Origin of the sequence: Martinezella paranaensis, from assembly GCF_014200235.1 — a bacterium.
In the GTDB taxonomy this organism is placed as follows: Bacteria; Pseudomonadota; Alphaproteobacteria; order Rhizobiales; family Rhizobiaceae; genus Rhizobium; species Rhizobium paranaense.
Map to the genome: position 1 here is coordinate 158,096 of NZ_JACHBI010000001.1, position 15,233 is coordinate 173,328.

The 15,233-nt window shown below is 59.9% G+C and carries 15 protein-coding genes; 8 read left to right on the forward strand and 7 right to left on the reverse strand.

Annotation, left to right across the window (positions count from 1 at the left end):
* Nucleotides 1-28 precede the first annotated feature (28 nt).
* A complete protein-coding gene (locus tag GGD50_RS00765; protein ID WP_107107132.1) occupies nt 29-733 on the reverse strand; it encodes an HAD family hydrolase in 705 nt (234 codons plus the stop codon).
* Between the two features lie 303 nt (nt 734-1,036).
* Between GGD50_RS00765 and GGD50_RS00770 the strand changes: the two genes are divergently transcribed.
* On the forward strand, nt 1,037-2,089 hold the full coding sequence (locus tag GGD50_RS00770) for an aldo/keto reductase (protein WP_107107133.1): 1,053 nt from the start codon (nt 1,037-1,039) through the stop codon (nt 2,087-2,089).
* Between the two features lie 143 nt (nt 2,090-2,232).
* Here GGD50_RS00770 and copM read toward each other — a convergent pair whose 3' ends face one another.
* Together copM and GGD50_RS00780 are read right to left on the reverse strand one after the other, a co-directional pair.
* Nucleotides 2,233-2,601, reverse strand: a complete 369-nt coding sequence (gene copM, locus GGD50_RS00775) for a CopM family metallochaperone (protein ID WP_107107134.1) — start codon at nt 2,599-2,601, stop codon at nt 2,233-2,235.
* Nucleotides 2,602-3,113: 512 nt separating this feature from the next.
* Complete coding sequence (locus GGD50_RS00780) at nt 3,114-3,662, reverse strand: 2'-5' RNA ligase family protein (protein ID WP_107107135.1); 549 nt, start codon at nt 3,660-3,662, stop codon at nt 3,114-3,116.
* Between the two features lie 134 nt (nt 3,663-3,796).
* Between GGD50_RS00780 and hisS the strand changes: the two genes are divergently transcribed.
* The 3 genes from hisS to hisG are packed head-to-tail and all read left to right on the forward strand — an operon-like array spanning nt 3,797 to nt 7,125.
* The gene (gene hisS / locus GGD50_RS00785) at nt 3,797-5,311 is read left to right on the forward strand and encodes a histidine--tRNA ligase (RefSeq protein WP_107107136.1); all 1,515 of its coding nucleotides are present in this window, start codon (nt 3,797-3,799) and stop codon (nt 5,309-5,311) included.
* Nucleotides 5,312-6,430 (forward strand): ATP phosphoribosyltransferase regulatory subunit, encoded by a 1,119-nt coding sequence (locus GGD50_RS00790; protein WP_107107137.1) that lies wholly within the window; start codon nt 5,312-5,314, stop codon nt 6,428-6,430. It abuts the gene before it with no gap.
* Nucleotides 6,430-7,125 (forward strand): ATP phosphoribosyltransferase, encoded by a 696-nt coding sequence (gene hisG / locus GGD50_RS00795; RefSeq protein ID WP_107107138.1) that lies wholly within the window; start codon nt 6,430-6,432, stop codon nt 7,123-7,125. Before GGD50_RS00790 ends, hisG begins: the two co-directional genes overlap by 1 nt.
* Before the next feature lie 80 nt (nt 7,126-7,205).
* Here the strand turns inward: hisG and GGD50_RS00800 are convergent, their stop codons facing one another.
* On the reverse strand, nt 7,206-7,649 hold the full coding sequence (locus tag GGD50_RS00800; RefSeq protein WP_107107139.1) for a DoxX family protein: 444 nt from the start codon (nt 7,647-7,649) through the stop codon (nt 7,206-7,208).
* Between the two features lie 212 nt (nt 7,650-7,861).
* Here GGD50_RS00800 and GGD50_RS00805 point away from each other — a divergent pair, with 212 nt between their 5' ends.
* The gene (locus tag GGD50_RS00805) at nt 7,862-8,569 is read left to right on the forward strand and encodes a glutathione binding-like protein (protein ID WP_107107140.1); all 708 of its coding nucleotides are present in this window, start codon (nt 7,862-7,864) and stop codon (nt 8,567-8,569) included.
* Between the two features lie 239 nt (nt 8,570-8,808).
* Here the strand turns inward: GGD50_RS00805 and GGD50_RS00810 are convergent, their stop codons facing one another.
* The 3 genes from GGD50_RS00810 to groES all read right to left on the reverse strand — a co-directional run bounded on the left by GGD50_RS00810 (nt 8,809) and on the right by groES (nt 11,753).
* Nucleotides 8,809-9,315 (reverse strand): hypothetical protein, encoded by a 507-nt coding sequence (locus GGD50_RS00810; RefSeq protein ID WP_107107141.1) that lies wholly within the window; start codon nt 9,313-9,315, stop codon nt 8,809-8,811.
* A gap of 428 nt (nt 9,316-9,743) precedes the next feature.
* Entirely contained in the window at nt 9,744-11,381 is a 1,638-nt protein-coding gene (gene groL / locus GGD50_RS00815; protein ID WP_107107142.1) for a chaperonin GroEL, read from the reverse strand.
* 75 nt (nt 11,382-11,456) lie between these two features.
* Complete coding sequence (gene groES, locus GGD50_RS00820; protein ID WP_004109735.1) at nt 11,457-11,753, reverse strand: co-chaperone GroES; 297 nt, start codon at nt 11,751-11,753, stop codon at nt 11,457-11,459.
* A gap of 267 nt (nt 11,754-12,020) precedes the next feature.
* Between groES and GGD50_RS00825 the strand changes: the two genes are divergently transcribed.
* The 3 genes from GGD50_RS00825 to GGD50_RS00835 all read left to right on the forward strand — a co-directional run bounded on the left by GGD50_RS00825 (nt 12,021) and on the right by GGD50_RS00835 (nt 15,228).
* Nucleotides 12,021-12,842 carry a chromate resistance protein ChrB domain-containing protein gene (locus GGD50_RS00825; RefSeq protein ID WP_107107143.1) on the forward strand — a complete coding sequence of 274 codons (822 nt, stop codon included), beginning with the start codon at nt 12,021-12,023 and terminating at the stop codon, nt 12,840-12,842.
* The gene (gene chrA / locus GGD50_RS00830; RefSeq protein WP_181316008.1) at nt 12,839-14,275 is read left to right on the forward strand and encodes a chromate efflux transporter; all 1,437 of its coding nucleotides are present in this window, start codon (nt 12,839-12,841) and stop codon (nt 14,273-14,275) included. Before GGD50_RS00825 ends, chrA begins: the two co-directional genes overlap by 4 nt.
* A 104-nt stretch (nt 14,276-14,379) precedes the next feature.
* Nucleotides 14,380-15,228, forward strand: coding sequence for a TIGR01459 family HAD-type hydrolase (locus tag GGD50_RS00835; RefSeq protein WP_107107145.1), 849 nt, complete (start codon nt 14,380-14,382; stop codon nt 15,226-15,228).
* Nucleotides 15,229-15,233: the final 5 nt, after the last annotated feature.

Here is a 15,233-nt window from a genome sequence, read left to right on the forward strand (position 1 = left end):
GTTTTTCATTCGCAGGTTTTGAAGACCTTCAACCCAACCCGTCGATTACCCCTCGCAGCTCCCCCAGATGCTCGATCTTTCGAAATCTCGGCGCCTCGGTCGGTTCGGCGACATGTTCGAAGGCCCATGTGAGTTCGTGCGGTACGAAGACGCCGTAGCTGCCGGCGGCGAGCGCGGGCACGATGTCTGACTTCAGCGAGTTGCCGACCATCATCGCCCGTTCCGGCCCGTCGCCGACTTTGGAGAAGATGCGGCGATAGGTGGAGGCATTCTTGTCGGAGACGATTTCGATGGCATCGAAGAGGTCGCCGAGGCCGGATTGCGCAAGCTTGCGCTCCTGATCGAAAAGATCGCCTTTGGTGATCAGGACCAGCAGGTAGCTGCCCGTCAGAGCTTCCAATGTCTGCCGTACATTGGGAAGCGTTTCGACGGGATGGGCAAGCAGATCGCGGCCGATGTCGAGAATTTGCGCAATCACGGTCGTCGGCACTTCGCCCTTGGTGATCTCGATCGCCGTCTCGATCATGGACAGCGTGAAACCTTTGATGCCGAAGCCGTAATGATGCAGGTTGCGCTTCTCGGCTTCCAGCAGCCCTTGGGAAATGTTCTCGCTCTCGGCATAATCGGCAAGCAGTTCGATGAACTGTCGTTCCGTCAGACGATAGAATTGTTCGTTTTGCCAGAGCGTATCGTCGGCATCGAAGCCGATGGTGGTCAAGGGGCGTTGCGTCATGGACATTTCGTGCTCTTGCGGATTGCATGGATGCGAGAGTCTATCGCGCGCCGAAACGGAGGCAAGGGTGAAGCGCTGGTAACTGCATCGTGATCGGTGCCGGGTATCGCGTTGAAATCGAATTCCGGTGCATTATGTCGATGTTGTCTCGATGAAAGCGGTGCCAAGATCGCTCTTCGATGACCTTCTCCGGACCTCCCAAGGCAGCGCGGACGAGCGGCTGTCATGCCGAGGCCAATAGCCAAGAGACAAGAATTCACCGGCCGGAAGCCGCTTCCGGCGGATCACAAGGGATTTCTTCAAATGCGTTATAACCAACTCGGTAATACCGGCATGTTCGTCTCAGAACTTTGCCTGGGTACGATGACCTTCGGCGAAGCCAATCCCAGCAACAGCCTCTGGGGCTCGATAGCAGACGTCGATCAGGCGCTGGCCGACAAGATCGTAGAAGGCTCGCTCGCGGCCGGCGTCAACTTCATCGACACCGCCGACGTCTATTCCTTCGGCAATTCGGAAAAGCTGCTCGGCCAGGCCCTGAAGAACCTCGGCGTGCCACGCAAGGACGTCGTCATCGCCACTAAGGTCTATGGCGTCATGGGCGACAAGCCGAACGACCGCGGCGCGTCGCGCGGCCATATCATGGACTCGGTCCAAGCCAGCCTGGAGCGGCTGCAGACCGATCACATCGACCTCTATCAGATCCATGCCACGGACACAGTGACGCCGATCGACGAGACGCTGCGTGCGCTTGACGATCTCGTCTCTCGCGGACTGGTGCGGTATGTCGGCGTGTCCAACTGGCAGGCCTGGCGCATCGCCAAGGCGCTTGGCGTTTCCGAACGCCGCGGCTTTGCTCGGTTTGAGACGGTGCAGGCCTATTATTCCATCGCCGGCCGTGATCTGGAGCGCGAAATCGTGCCACTGATGGCGGAAGAAAAGCTCGGCCTGATGGTCTGGTCGCCGCTCGCCGGCGGTCTGCTTTCCGGCAAGTACGGCCCGGGCGCACCCGGTAATGGCGAGGGGCGCCGCGCCAGCTTCGACTTCCCGCCGGTTGACAAGGACCGCGCCTGGGCCTGCGTTGCCGCCATGCGCGACGTGGCGGAGAAACACGGTGCAAGCGTCGCCACCGTGGCGCTCGCCTGGATCCTGACAAAGCCTTTCGTCACCAGCATCATCATCGGCGCCAAGCGTCTCGACCAACTCGATCAGAACCTGGCCGCCGTCAAGCTGAAGCTCGATGCAGACGATCTCGCCAAGCTCGACGAGGTTAGCGCGCTGGCTGCGGAATATCCCGGTTGGATGCTCGCCCGCCAGGGTGTCCAGCGCGTGCCGCAGCCCTTCGAACCGAAGGCTTGAGCCGGTTCATGAATGAAACGCCGCCGTCTCGCATAGGTGAGGCGGTGGCGCCATTCATCGCGGCTCGATTGACACAGTCCAAGAAGCTCTAATCGCGACGAGAGGCGGTATGGATGTCGCCTCTGGCTCGGCTTTTACCCGACTTATTTACCGTGCTTCTTCAGCCAGGCGTTCATCTCCTTGATTTCGGCCTCCTGCGCCTTAATGACGCCTTCCGCCAATTTGCGCAGTTCCGGGTCCTTGCCGTATTTGAGTTCGATCTTGGCCATGTCGATGGCGCCTTGATGATGCGGGATCATGCCGCGGACGAAATCCGCGTCGGCGTCGCCGCTGTAGGTGATCATCATATCCTTATGCATCTTGCCCATGGCATCGTTGAATGCCTTGCTGGATGCGCCTTGGTTACCCATGGGCTTGCTCATATCCATGCCGGACATGTCGTCGGCGAAAGCGGGGATGGCAAGGGCGATAGCAAAAGCGCCGGCGAGAATGATGGACTTTGAAACAGGCATGAGAATTCCTTTCCGTTTTTGAACGGCATCTGAAGTCGTGTGCGGAAAAGTCCGCTGCGTTGTTGAATGGAAATCAGGAGCGTCAGGCGAAACGGGGGGGGCGGCGCTGTGGGAGCCGGTCGGGAATCATGCAGCCGTTGGCCATGCGTGGGCGCGGGATAGGAGAATGCCAGAGCCTTGCCATTATCCGCAGCAAGCGCCGGCGCGACCGCAAGGCAGGCGGCGCAGGAAGGCACATGCGCCATACCGTCGGCACAGGGATTGTCCGGTTTCTTGTCCGTGTGCATGGCCATGGAACCGTGATCCGTCATGCCGGACATATCAGCCATGGCGGTATGCATGCTCTTGCTGGAAATAGCCGGCATCGTCATCGCGGAATCGCAAATGGGACATTTCGCCAGCGCCGGCATGGCGCCGTAGAACAGCCAGGCAATGAGCATTGTCAGGATCGCGAAGAAGCGCATGAGCAAAAATCTAAATTTGTGGTCGCAAAAGGCAAGCGGAAATCGCGCTTAGCGATGGTTGGCAGCATATCGTGGCGCCAATTTGATCTCGCTCAGAATTTCGACGGGAGGAAATCTCACGCAATCGACAGCGTCGAAAGTCACGGTAAATCTCGCCGGCGTTTCCGCAGCCCATGTCAGCGCTGTTTCCGCCGATGCCATCGGTATTTTCATCGCGATCGTGCAATGAGGCTGCCAATGATCGGGCCGGTAGTGCTCATCACAGAGGGTGGGATCGATTTCCTGATGAATGGCATGGTGGGCGTGGCGCAAAGCGCTGTCGTCGACCGGACTCGCCCAAAGCACCAGCACATCGTTCCTGAAGTGCCGGATGCCTGAGAACTCCACCGAAATCGCCGGAATATTGTGAAAAGCCTTGGCAACGGCCTCGCAGAGGTGCTCAGGCAAGATATCTTCGTAGATGACAAAAGTCAGATGCGGAGGATAGCTCAGCCCTTGCATTGACGGCACAGTTTCGAAGGCGCCGGCTTGCCGCCACAGATCGAAGACGGGCAGCGCCGTGTTGTTGGTGCATTTCAGGCTGATCGCGTAGGGCATGGCTTCCACGTCCCAGTCATCTGCTTCTGTTGCTTTTGTCGGTTTTGACGGACAGCAGCATACAACAATCCTTGCCGCATCCCGCGCTATCCGCTAGTTAACCGCCACTGTTCTCGTACCGGATTATCCTGCAAATGAGCGATAAACAAAAGAAACCGCAAAAGCTCAAAGCCCGCCTGCCGCGTGGCTTTGTCGATCGTTCGGCGAGCGATATTCGCGCCGTCAACGAAATGACCGCCAAGATCCGGGCCGTGTACGAGCATTATGGTTTCGATCCCGTCGAAACGCCGCTGTTTGAATATACCGATGCGCTCGGCAAATTCCTGCCTGACAGCGATCGGCCGAACGAGGGCGTGTTTTCTCTGCAGGACGATGACGAGCAGTGGATGTCGCTGCGCTACGACCTGACGGCGCCGCTCGCCCGTCATGTCGCGGAGAATTTCAACGAGATCCAGCTTCCCTACCGCACCTATCGTGCCGGCTATGTTTTCCGCAACGAGAAGCCGGGTCCCGGCCGTTTCCGCCAGTTCATGCAGTTTGATGCCGATACGGTCGGCGCGCCGGGCGTGCAGGCCGATGCCGAAATGTGCATGATGATGGCCGACACGCTGGAGGCCTTGGGCATCAAGCGCGGCGACTATGTGATCCGCGTCAACAACCGCAAGGTCCTCGACGGCGTGCTCGAAGCGATCGGTCTTGGCGGCGACGACAAGGCCGCCCAGCGGCTGAACGTTCTGCGCGCCATCGACAAGCTCGACAAGTTCGGCCCGGAAGGGGTTGCACTGCTGCTTGGACCGGGGCGCAAGGACGAGTCCGGCGATTTCACCAAGGGTGCCGGGCTGGACGCGGATCAGATCGAAAAAGTGCTCTTCTTCGTCGGCATCAAGGATTATGCCGAAAGTGCTGTCCGGCTCGCTGAGCTTGTCGCCGGCACATCCAAAGGCGGCGAAGGCGTCGAGGAGCTGAACCTGATCGGTTCGCTGGTCACCAGCGCTGGCTATCATTCCGATCGTATCAAGATCGACCCGTCCGTCGTGCGTGGCCTCGAATATTACACCGGCCCGGTCTATGAGGCCGAGCTGTTGTTCGACGTGACCAACGAGAAGGGCGAAAAGGTCGTCTTCGGCTCCGTCGGTGGCGGCGGTCGTTATGACGGGCTCGTCTCGCGCTTCATGGGCCAGCCGGTGCCGGCCACTGGCTTCTCCATCGGCGTGTCGCGCCTGATGACGGCGCTGAAGAATCTCGGCAAGCTCGGCACGGAAGAGGTGATCGAACCCGTGCTCGTCACCGTCATGGATGGCGATGTCGAGGCCATGGGCCGCTACCAGCGCTTCACGCAGCAACTGCGCGCCGCCGGCATCCGTGCCGAAATGTTCCAGGGCAATTGGAAGAAGTTCGGCAACCAACTGAAATACGCCGATCGCCGCGGCTGCCCGATTGCCATCATCCAGGGCGGCGACGAGCGCGCCCAGGGCGTCGTACAGCTCAAGGACTTGATCGAAGGCAAGCGTCTCTCCGGCGAGATCGAGGACAATGCAAGCTGGCGCGAGGCCCGCGTTGCGCAGGAGACCGTGCCGGAAGCCGATCTGGTGGCCAAGGTGCTAGAGATTTTGGCAGCGCAGGCGGAAGATCGGAAGAGGGCGGGATAAATGCCCCTGATCAACCTCCCCGATTTCGCCGGCGATCTCCTGGCTGAGTTTGCCGGCCGCCGGACCGAACGGGTCGATACGCCGATCATCCAGCCGGCCGAACCGTTCCTCGACATGGCGGGCGAAGATCTTCGCCGGCGTATCTTCATGACAGAAAGCGAAACCGGCGCCAGCCTTTGCCTGCGTCCGGAATTTACGATCCCCGTCTGCCTGCGCCATATCGAGACCGCGACGGGCACACCGAAGCGCTATTCCTATCTCGGCGAAATCTTCCGCCAGCGTCGCGAAGGCGGCAATGAATTCTATCAGGCGGGGATAGAGGATCTTGGCGACCGCGATATCGCCGGCGCCGACGCCCGCCTCATTGGCGATGCCATCGGCATTCTCAACCGGCTTGTGCCGGGCAAGGCGCTCTCCGTGACGCTCGGCGATCAAGCCGTGTTCGAGGCGGTCGTACAGGCGCTCGGTCTGCCCTCCGGCTGGCAGAAACGGCTGATCCATGCTTTCGGCAATATGACGCATCTCAAAACGCTGTTGGCACGGCTCGCAAGCCCGCAGCCGGTGACCGGCCTTGATCCGCATGTGCTGGACTTTCTGACGCGCGGCGACGAGCAGGGGCTGGTCACGCATATCGACAGCACCATGAAGGCGACCGGCTATTCCACCAATGCCAGCCGCTCGCCATTGGAGATCGCTCGCCGTCTCCGCGAAAAGCTGGTCCTTTCGGAAACCCATCTCGATGATGCGGCTTTCGGTGTCCTGGAGGAATTCCTGTCGCTCAGCCTGCCGCTCGCCGATGCATCTTCGGCGCTGGCCGGCTTTGCCGATGCGGCCGGGCTGAAACTGGGCACGGCGCTTGAGCGTTTCGATGCCCGCGTCGCGGCTCTTGCCAATGCCGGCGTCGATGCTTCCCGGATCGAGTATCGCGCCGCCTTCGGTCGTCCGCTCGACTATTACACCGGTCTCGTCTTCGAGGTGATGGTGGAAGGATCGCCGGCAGTGCTCGCTGGTGGCGGCCGTTTTGACCGATTGCTGACACTGCTCGGCGCGAAGGACCACATCCCAGCCGTCGGCTTCGCGCTCTGGCTCGACCGGATCGAAACTGCGAGGGCCGCCTGATGACCATCACCATTGCGCTTCCCTCCAAGGGTCGCATGAAGGACGACTGCTCCGATATCTTCGCACGCGCCGGCATGCCCATCATTGCCGTCGGCAATGACCGCTCCTATCGCGGTCGTGTCGAAGGCTGGGACGATGTCGAGGTCGCTTTCCTCTCTGCTTCCGAAATCTCGCGCGAGATCGGCAATGGCAGCGTCGATTTCGGCGTCACCGGCGAGGATCTGGTGCGTGAGGGCTTGGCCGATGCTGATCGGCGCGTCGAGTTCTGCGCCCGCCTCGGCTTCGGTCATGCCGACGTCGTGGTTGCCGTTCCGGATATCTGGCTCGATGTCGATACCATGGCCGATCTTGGCGACGTCGCTGCCGATTTCCGCGCGCGGCGCGGCCGCAGGCTGACGATCGCCACCAAATATTGGCGGCTGACGCAGCAGTTCTTCTCCAGCCAGCACGGTATCCAGCTCTATCGCATCGTCGAAAGCCTCGGCGCCACGGAAGGGGCGCCTGCCGCCGGCTCTGCAGATATCATCGTCGATATCACCTCGACCGGTTCGACGCTGAAGGCGAACCATTTGAAGGTGCTTTCCGACGGCACGATCCTGCGCTCCGAGGCCTGCCTCGTCCGCGCGCGCAAGGAGAGCCACGAGAGCGATCCCTTGGTTCAGCGCATCATCGATGCCGTGCGCGCCGCGCTCTGATATCTCCTGCTCTGTTCAATGATACGAAAAAGCCCGCCGGGGAACCGGCGGGCTTTTCATGCTTGGGAGGTCTTGCGCAATCAGGCGGCTGCGTAGGCACCGCGGCGTGCGTCGAGCGAATAGACGCCCGGGCCGTTGGTGGCGAGCATGACGTAGGCGCCGGCGAGCGTGATGTTCTTCAGGAAGTTGACGAAGTTCAGGCCATTGATCCAGCCATTGGCGGCCGCCGGGAAATCCGGAACGTTGACGGTCGGCAGATGGAAGACGATGCCGGTGAAGACACAGAAAACGGCGAGCAGCCAGCCGACGATGCGGATCTGGAAGCCGATGAGAACGCAGACGCCGGTGACGAATTCGAAGGCGCCGGCAAGATAGGTGAGCAGCGTAGCGGCCGGCATGCCGGCGCCGGCGATCATGCCAGCGGTGCCAGTCGGATCGGTCAGCTTGCCGAAGCCAGCGAAGATGAACATGAAGGCGAGCAGGATGCGCGCCACGAGGATGATGATGTTATTGGTGTTGGACATGACGGTCTCCAGTAAAGGTGGCGGGTGCCGAGTGACAATTCCTGGGATCCCTTATTTGCGATTTTCGTGAGATTGGAAAGATAAACAAAAGCGTACGATTAGTTCACAATTGTTGAACAATCTCCTGCGGCTGGCACTCTTCCCATATGCCCGATATCGGCTATGTTGGCGCGAATTTATTCGCCAAATCATGATCTTCAGAAGGAAGCCCTATGGCCGATCTGTCTTCATTTCCGATCACGAAGCGCTGGCCTGCCAGCAATCCGGATATCGTCCAGCTTTACTCGCTGCCAACACCAAACGGCGTCAAAGTATCGATTGCGCTCGAAGAACTTGGCCTTCCCTATGAGCCGCATCTGATTTCCTTCAGCACGAACGACCAGAAGTCGCCGGAATTCATCTCGCTCAACCCGAACGGCCGCATCCCGGCGATCATCGATCCCAACGGCCCTGACGGCAAGCCGATCGGCCTGTTCGAATCCGGTGCGATCCTCGTCTATCTCGCCGAAAAGACCGGCAAGCTGATGTCCAGGGACGCGGCCGGGCGTTATGAAACGCTGCAATGGGTATTCTTCCAGATGGCGGGCATTGGTCCGATGTTCGGTCAGTTCGGCCACTTCTTCAAATTCGCCGCCGACAAGGTCGCCAACAATCCCTATCCGGTCGAACGGTATCGCGATGAAGCCAAGCGCCTGCTGAGCGTCTTGGAAAGCCGCTTGCAGGGCCGCCAGTGGATCATGGGCGACGAATACACCATCGCCGACATTGCCACCTTCCCGTGGGTCCGGGGCGTCGACGTCTTTTATGGCGGCCGGGAGGTTCTCGAACTCACAAGTTTCCCCGCGGTCATGGATTGGCTTGAACGTGCCATCGCCCGCCCGGCGAGCCAGCGCGGGCTGAATATTCCGAAGCGGGATTGATGGGCTTAAGGCAGGTCAGGCGCGTCCAACTTTGCCGCGCTTGTGTGCCTGGCCCCTAACCCTCTCCCCGCCTTGCGGGGCGAGGGGATCGATCCGAATTTTCAATAGGGTTTCTTCGACAGATACGAAGCCGATGGGCTCCCTCTCCCCGCACGAGCGGGGAGGGGGTGGGGGTGAGGGGCCAGGCACAGAGATGAGGCGGTGACAGACCTCACCTGACTGTCATCAACAACGATGCCCTATTGCCGGCTCGCCAACTGGCTGCCCGGCTCGAGTTTGAAGCGCGGAAACAGGAAGACGCCCACCATGCTACCGGCATGTTTTCCTTCCGCGCCGATAGATTCACCGACGCAGAAGATAGGTTGGCGATGCCCGCCGACGCCGAGTGCGGTGGTGGAGTAGCAGAAGCTGGAGGATGCGGTTGCTGCCTGCTCGAACAGGTCGAGGATGCGGGCGCGGTCATGGGCTTCGTAGCAATGCATCAGGCTCAACAGGCCGCATTCGGACGAGGTCAACCCATGCAGCATGGTGCCCCATTGACCAAGCTTGATGACGCCGCTCGATAAATCGCCGGTCCAACCTTCGGAAACGCAGAACTGCGCCAGAAGATCAGGGCCATGTCCGCTAAACTCCAACGACCCCGGAGCGAAAGGCGCGGCAAGATTGGCTTTGGCGATCTTGAACAAGATATTCCCCACCCTGAGGCGCGGGTTCCCCTGCGCGCGCTTCAACCGAATTTCATGCATTATGGGGCGGAGCGCCGCTCTGCATGTTGCACAGCTATGGACCGGCAAAACCCCACCTTCGCCGAATCCATTCACGCCCAGGCGTGCTTCCGGATCGTCAATTCAATCTATCAAGTCATTTCAAGTAATGAAGCTACGCGCGCAATCTATATAAAAGGTTAGGATCACGCTTTGTTGCGGCTAACGCGAAACAAAAACAAGTAAAATTTACGTGCTCTGCAACAATCCCTCGAACATCATTGCGCTGCGATTTATAGGGGCTTTTATAAAAACGGCAATGGGGCAATTTGCGTAAATTTGCATAGTTGCAATATCTTTTGAAACTTGCGTGGCAGCCGGTTCAACATAAATGAAAAGGGCGGCCCGAGAGCCGCCCTTCGTCAATTCCGGATGCCGGATTGAACAGTCGTAATAAGGCTAATGCCTTATCACATCATGTCCATTCCACCCATGCCGCCCATGCCGCCCGGCATAGCCGGAGCGTCCTTCTTCGGCAGCTCGGCGATCATGGCTTCGGTGGTGATCAGCAGCGAAGCAACCGAAGCTGCGTCCTGCAGAGCCGTGCGAACGACCTTGACCGGGTCGACGATGCCCATGGAGATCATGTCGCCATAGACGCCCGTCTGAGCGTTGTAGCCCCAGTTGTCTTCGTTCTTGTCGAGGATCTTGCCGACAACGATGGAAGCTTCATCACCAGCGTTTTCAGCGATCTGGCGGCAAGGAGCCTGCAGAGCGCGACGGACGATGTTGACGCCGGCTTCCTGATCGTCGTTTTCACCCTTGACGGAGATCTTGACGGAGGAACGCAGCAGAGCTGTGCCGCCGCCCGGTACGATGCCTTCCTGAACAGCAGCGCGCGTCGCGTTGAGAGCGTCGTCGATGCGATCCTTCTTTTCCTTCACTTCGACTTCCGTCGAACCGCCAACGCGGATAACGGCAACGCCGCCAGCGAGCTTGGCAAGACGTTCCTGCAGCTTTTCGCGGTCGTAGTCGGAGGTGGTTTCTTCGATCTGAGCCTTGATCTGGGCAACGCGGCCTTCGATGTCGGACTTGGCGCCAGCGCCGTCGACGATCGTGGTGTTTTCCTTGGAGATCGAAACCTTCTTGGCGCGGCCGAGCATGTCGAGGGTGACAGACTCGAGCTTGATGCCGAGATCTTCGGAGATGACAGTGCCGCCCGTCAGGATGGCGATGTCTTCCAGCATGGCCTTGCGGCGATCGCCGAAGCCCGGAGCCTTGACGGCAGCAATCTTCAGACCACCGCGCAGCTTGTTGACGACGAGCGTTGCGAGAGCTTCGCCTTCGACGTCTTCAGCGATGATGAGCAGCGGCTTGCCGGTCTGAACGACGGCTTCGAGAACCGGGAGCATGGCCTGCAGGTTCGAGAGCTTCTTCTCGTGCAGGAGGATGAACGCGTCCTCGAGGTCGGCGATCATCTTTTCCGGGTTGGTCACGAAGTAGGGGCTGAGGTAGCCGCGGTCGAACTGCATGCCTTCGACGACTTCGAGTTCGGTTTCAGCGGTCTTGGCTTCTTCAACCGTGATGACGCCTTCGTTGCCGACCTTCTGCATGGCTTCAGCAATATCGAGACCGATCTGCTTTTCGCCGTTTGCCGAGATCGTGCCGACCTGTGCGACTTCTTCCGAAGTGTTGATCTTCTTGGCCTTGGCCTGGAGATCCTTGACGACTTCAGCAACGGCGAGGTCGATACCGCGCTTCAGGTCCATCGGATTCATGCCGGCTGCAACAGCCTTGGCGCCTTCGCGAACGATGGCCTGGGCGAGAACGGTTGCGGTCGTGGTGCCGTCGCCGGCGATGTCATTGGTCTTCGAAGCAACTTCGCGGACCATCTGAGCGCCCATGTTTTCGAACTTGTCTTCGAGTTCGATTTCCTTGGCGACGGTGACGCCGTCCTTGGTGATGCGCGGAGCGCCGAAGGACTTGTCGATAACGACGTTACGACCCTTCGGGCCGAGCGTGACCTTCACTGCGTCAGCGAGGATGTCGACGCCACGAAGCATCTTTTCGCGGGCGCTGCGGCCGAATTTTACTTCTTTAGCTGCCATGTTTGAAACTCCTGAATTCGCGTTGTCCGGGTTTATGGCCCGTCAGCTTTATCGGAAAAGGGGAAATCGGCCGGATTAGCCGATGATGCCCATGATGTCGGCTTCCTTCATGATCAGAAGGTCTTCGCCGTTGAGCTTGACTTCGGTGCCGGACCACTTGCCGAACAGAACGCGATCGCCAACCTTGACGTCGAGTGCTACGACCTTGCCGGATTCATCGCGGGCGCCAGAGCCGACGGCGACGATTTCGCCTTCCTGCGGCTTTTCCTTGGCGGTGTCCGGAATGATGATGCCACCCTTGGTCTTTTCTTCCGACTCGACGCGACGAACGACGACACGGTCATGAAGGGGGCGGAAATTGGTGCTTGCCATTGTCTAATCCCTCGATCAAATGACATTCACGGATCAGCGGGGGATCCGTATGGGGCTTTGTTAGCACTCTGCCTTAGCGAGTGCTAGCGGACGGTGATTTAGGATTGGCCGCTAAACGAGTCAAGAATGTGTCCGTGAATTTTTTCGGACAGCTCTTCGTTGACTTGCCGCGGCTTTTGCCGGAAAATCTGAAGTATGGGGTTTGCGAATACCCCACGAGGCGTCATGCCGGAGTTTCGCGTCCATCTCTTTTGGAAGGGACGTAACATGACTTCGTTCAACGCCATCACCCCCGAAAAGCTTCTTCGTCTGCTCGGTACGCCGAAAGCGCCCGCCATATTGGACGTTCGCGACACCGATGATTTCGATGCCGATCCTTATCTGCTGCCGGCCTCGCGACGCCGGGATCATGAGAACGTCGAGGCTTGGGCCGCCGAATTTCGCGACCGAAATGTCGTCTGCCTCTGTCAGCATGGCGGCAAGCTCAGCGAAGGCGTCGCCGCCTGGCTGCGGTTGGCCGGCGCTGCGGCGGAAATCCTCGATGGTGGCCTCGATGCCTGGCGGGCAGCCGGATTGCCATTGATCCCTGTTTCGATCCTGCCCGGGGCCAATGCGTCGGGTGCAACCGTGTGGGTGACCCGCGCCCGGCCGAAGATCGATCGCATCGCCTGTCCTTGGCTGATCCGCCGTTTCATTGATCCCGGCGCGTCGTTTCTCTTTGTCACGCCGCAGGAAGTCGACGGTGTTGCCGAACGTTTCGGCGCGACGCCCTTCGACGTGGAGGGGGTATTTTGGAGCCATCGCGAGGAGGAATGCACTTTCGATACGATGGTCAAGGAATTCCGGCTCGAACTCCCGGCGCTTCATCATCTTTCCCGCATCGTCAGGGGCGCCGATACCAACCGGCCCGATCTCGAACCGCAGGCGGCCGGCTTGCTTGCGATTTCGCTCGGACTGTCGCGTATGTACGCTGACGACATCGAACAGTTGGATGCAGGCATGTTGTGTTATGACGCGCTTTATCGCTGGGCGCGCGACGCGACGCAGGAAAAGCATGATTGGGTCTCGCATGGAGCTAAAAGATCGTGAGCGAAACCGTTTTGGTTGACGCTCTCGCCGCGCCTCCCTCCCTCAGCGAGGCCACACGCATATGGGCGCGCATCGGCGTATTGAGCTTCGGCGGCCCGGCCGGGCAGATCGCGTTGATGCATCGCATCCTGGTCGATGAGAAGCGTTGGATCGATGAAGAGCGCTTTTTACATGCGCTGAGCTATTGCATGCTGCTACCGGGCCCCGAGGCACAGCAGCTCGCCACCTATATCGGCTGGCTGCAGCACGGCATCCGCGGCGGTCTGATAGCCGGGCTCCTGTTCATCCTACCGGGCTTCGCCGTCATCCTGGCGCTATCGGCCTTCTACGCCGTGTTTCACGATACAACCCTGCTTGCGACCGTCTTTTTCGGCATCAAGGCCGGCGTGCTGGCGATCGTGCTGCAGGCGCTGATCCGGCTGAGCAGCCGGGCCTTGAAGACGCGGTTCCATATCGCGGTCGCGATCGCAAGCTTCGTTCTGCTCTTCGTCTTTGACCTGCCATTTCCGTTGGTGGTGCTTTTGGCCGGCCTCTCGGGCTATAGCCGCGTGCTCTATCGGGCTTACCAGGATGACCACTGGCGGCCGCGGTTGCCGCGGCCTGCCGTCGCCAATATCGGCATTGGAGCGCTGCGAAGTGACCGCCTGCGGACCGCCATTATCACACTCTTATGCTGGCTGGTGATCTGGCAGGCGCCGCTGTTGCTGATCCAAGCCATAGATGGTCCGAGGGACATCATCGCCGAAACGCTCAGCGGCGGAAGCAATGTCTTCGGCACCATCTTCTCCTTTTTTTCCCGCATGGCCGTCGTTACCTTCGGCGGTGCCTATGCCGTGCTTGCCTATGTCGCGCAGACCGCCGTCCAGCATTACGCCTGGCTGCGGCCGGGAGAGATGCTGGATGGTTTGGCGCTGGCGGAGACGACGCCGGGACCGCTGATCTTGGTTCTCTGTTTCGTTGGCTTCATCGCCGGCTTCCGGAACCCCTTCGGCTTCGATCCGTTGACCGCTGGCTTCCTCGGCGCCGGCCTCACGGCATGGGCGACTTTCACGCCGAGCTTCCTTTTCATTTTCGCCGGCGCCCCTTTCATCGAGCGGCTGCGCGGTCATTCTGGCCTGTCGGCGGCTCTTGCCGCGATCACGGCTGCGATCGTCGGCGTCATGGCCAATCTGTCGGTTTGGTTCGGCCTGCATGTGCTCTTCGCCGATACCGGGCGGCTCATTCTTTTGAGCCATCGCGTGAAGATTCAGGGTGGCGACTATGCGAATGTTCCGATCGCTGCCGTCGCCTGGCCAGCCTGGGTTACCTTGGATATTTCCGCGCTTTTGCTTTTCATTCTCGCCATTGTGCTGGTCTTCCGTCAGCGGGCAGGGGTGGCAACCGTGCTTGGCATATCTGCCTTGGTCGGTTGCCTGCTGCGCTTCGCGGGATGAAACGAACGCAGTTTGTGTGCGATGCAAAAACCTGAGCTCCGCTCTTGTAATTTGCCGGCCGGTTTGCGATGTCAGCCCGTGATTTCTTTGACCACGAGGACTGCATGGGCCAGCGTATCGAAAGCTTCCGCGAGATCGGCAAACTTTATGACGTCGCGCTCTGCGATGTCTGGGGTGTGCTGCACAACGGCGTCTCCGTCTATAAGGACGCGCCGGTTGCGCTGGAAGCTGCACGGGCCGAAGGACTGACGGTCGTCCTCATCACCAATTCTCCCCGCGTGGCGCCGAAGGTGGTCCAGCAACTGCGGGAGATCGGCGTTCCCGACAGTGCCTATGACCGCATCGTCACCTCCGGCGACGTTACCCGCCGCCTAATTGCCGAGGGTCCGAAAAAGGTATTTCTGCTCGGTCCCGAGCGCGACATCGCCATCATCGAGGGGCTGGATGTCGTGCGCGTCGAGGCTGAAGAGGCCGAGAGCATCGTCTGCACCGGCTTTTTCGATGACGAAACCGAGACCCCCGACGACTATACCGACATGCTGAAGGCCTGGTCGGCCCGTAATGTGCCGTTGATCTGCGCCAATCCCGATCTCGTTGTCGAGCGTGGCCACCGCATGATCCCCTGCGCCGGCGCCATGGCCGCTTATTACGATCGGCTCGGCGGCGAGACGCGGATTGCCGGCAAACCGCATCAGCCGATCTACGATGCCTCGATTGCTGCCGCCCGCGAAGCGCGCGGCGAGTTCCCGCTGTCGCGCGTTGTCGCCATCGGTGACGGCATGCCGACCGATGTGCGCGGCGCGCTCGATTACGGCCTCGATCTTCTTTATATAAGCCATGGCATTCATGCCCGCGAATATGTTGTCGACGGTCACACCGACGAGGCAGCGCTTGGCGCCTTTCTGGCGCGCGAACAGGCGTCGCCGAAGTGGTGGATGCCGCGCCTTGTCTGAGGAGA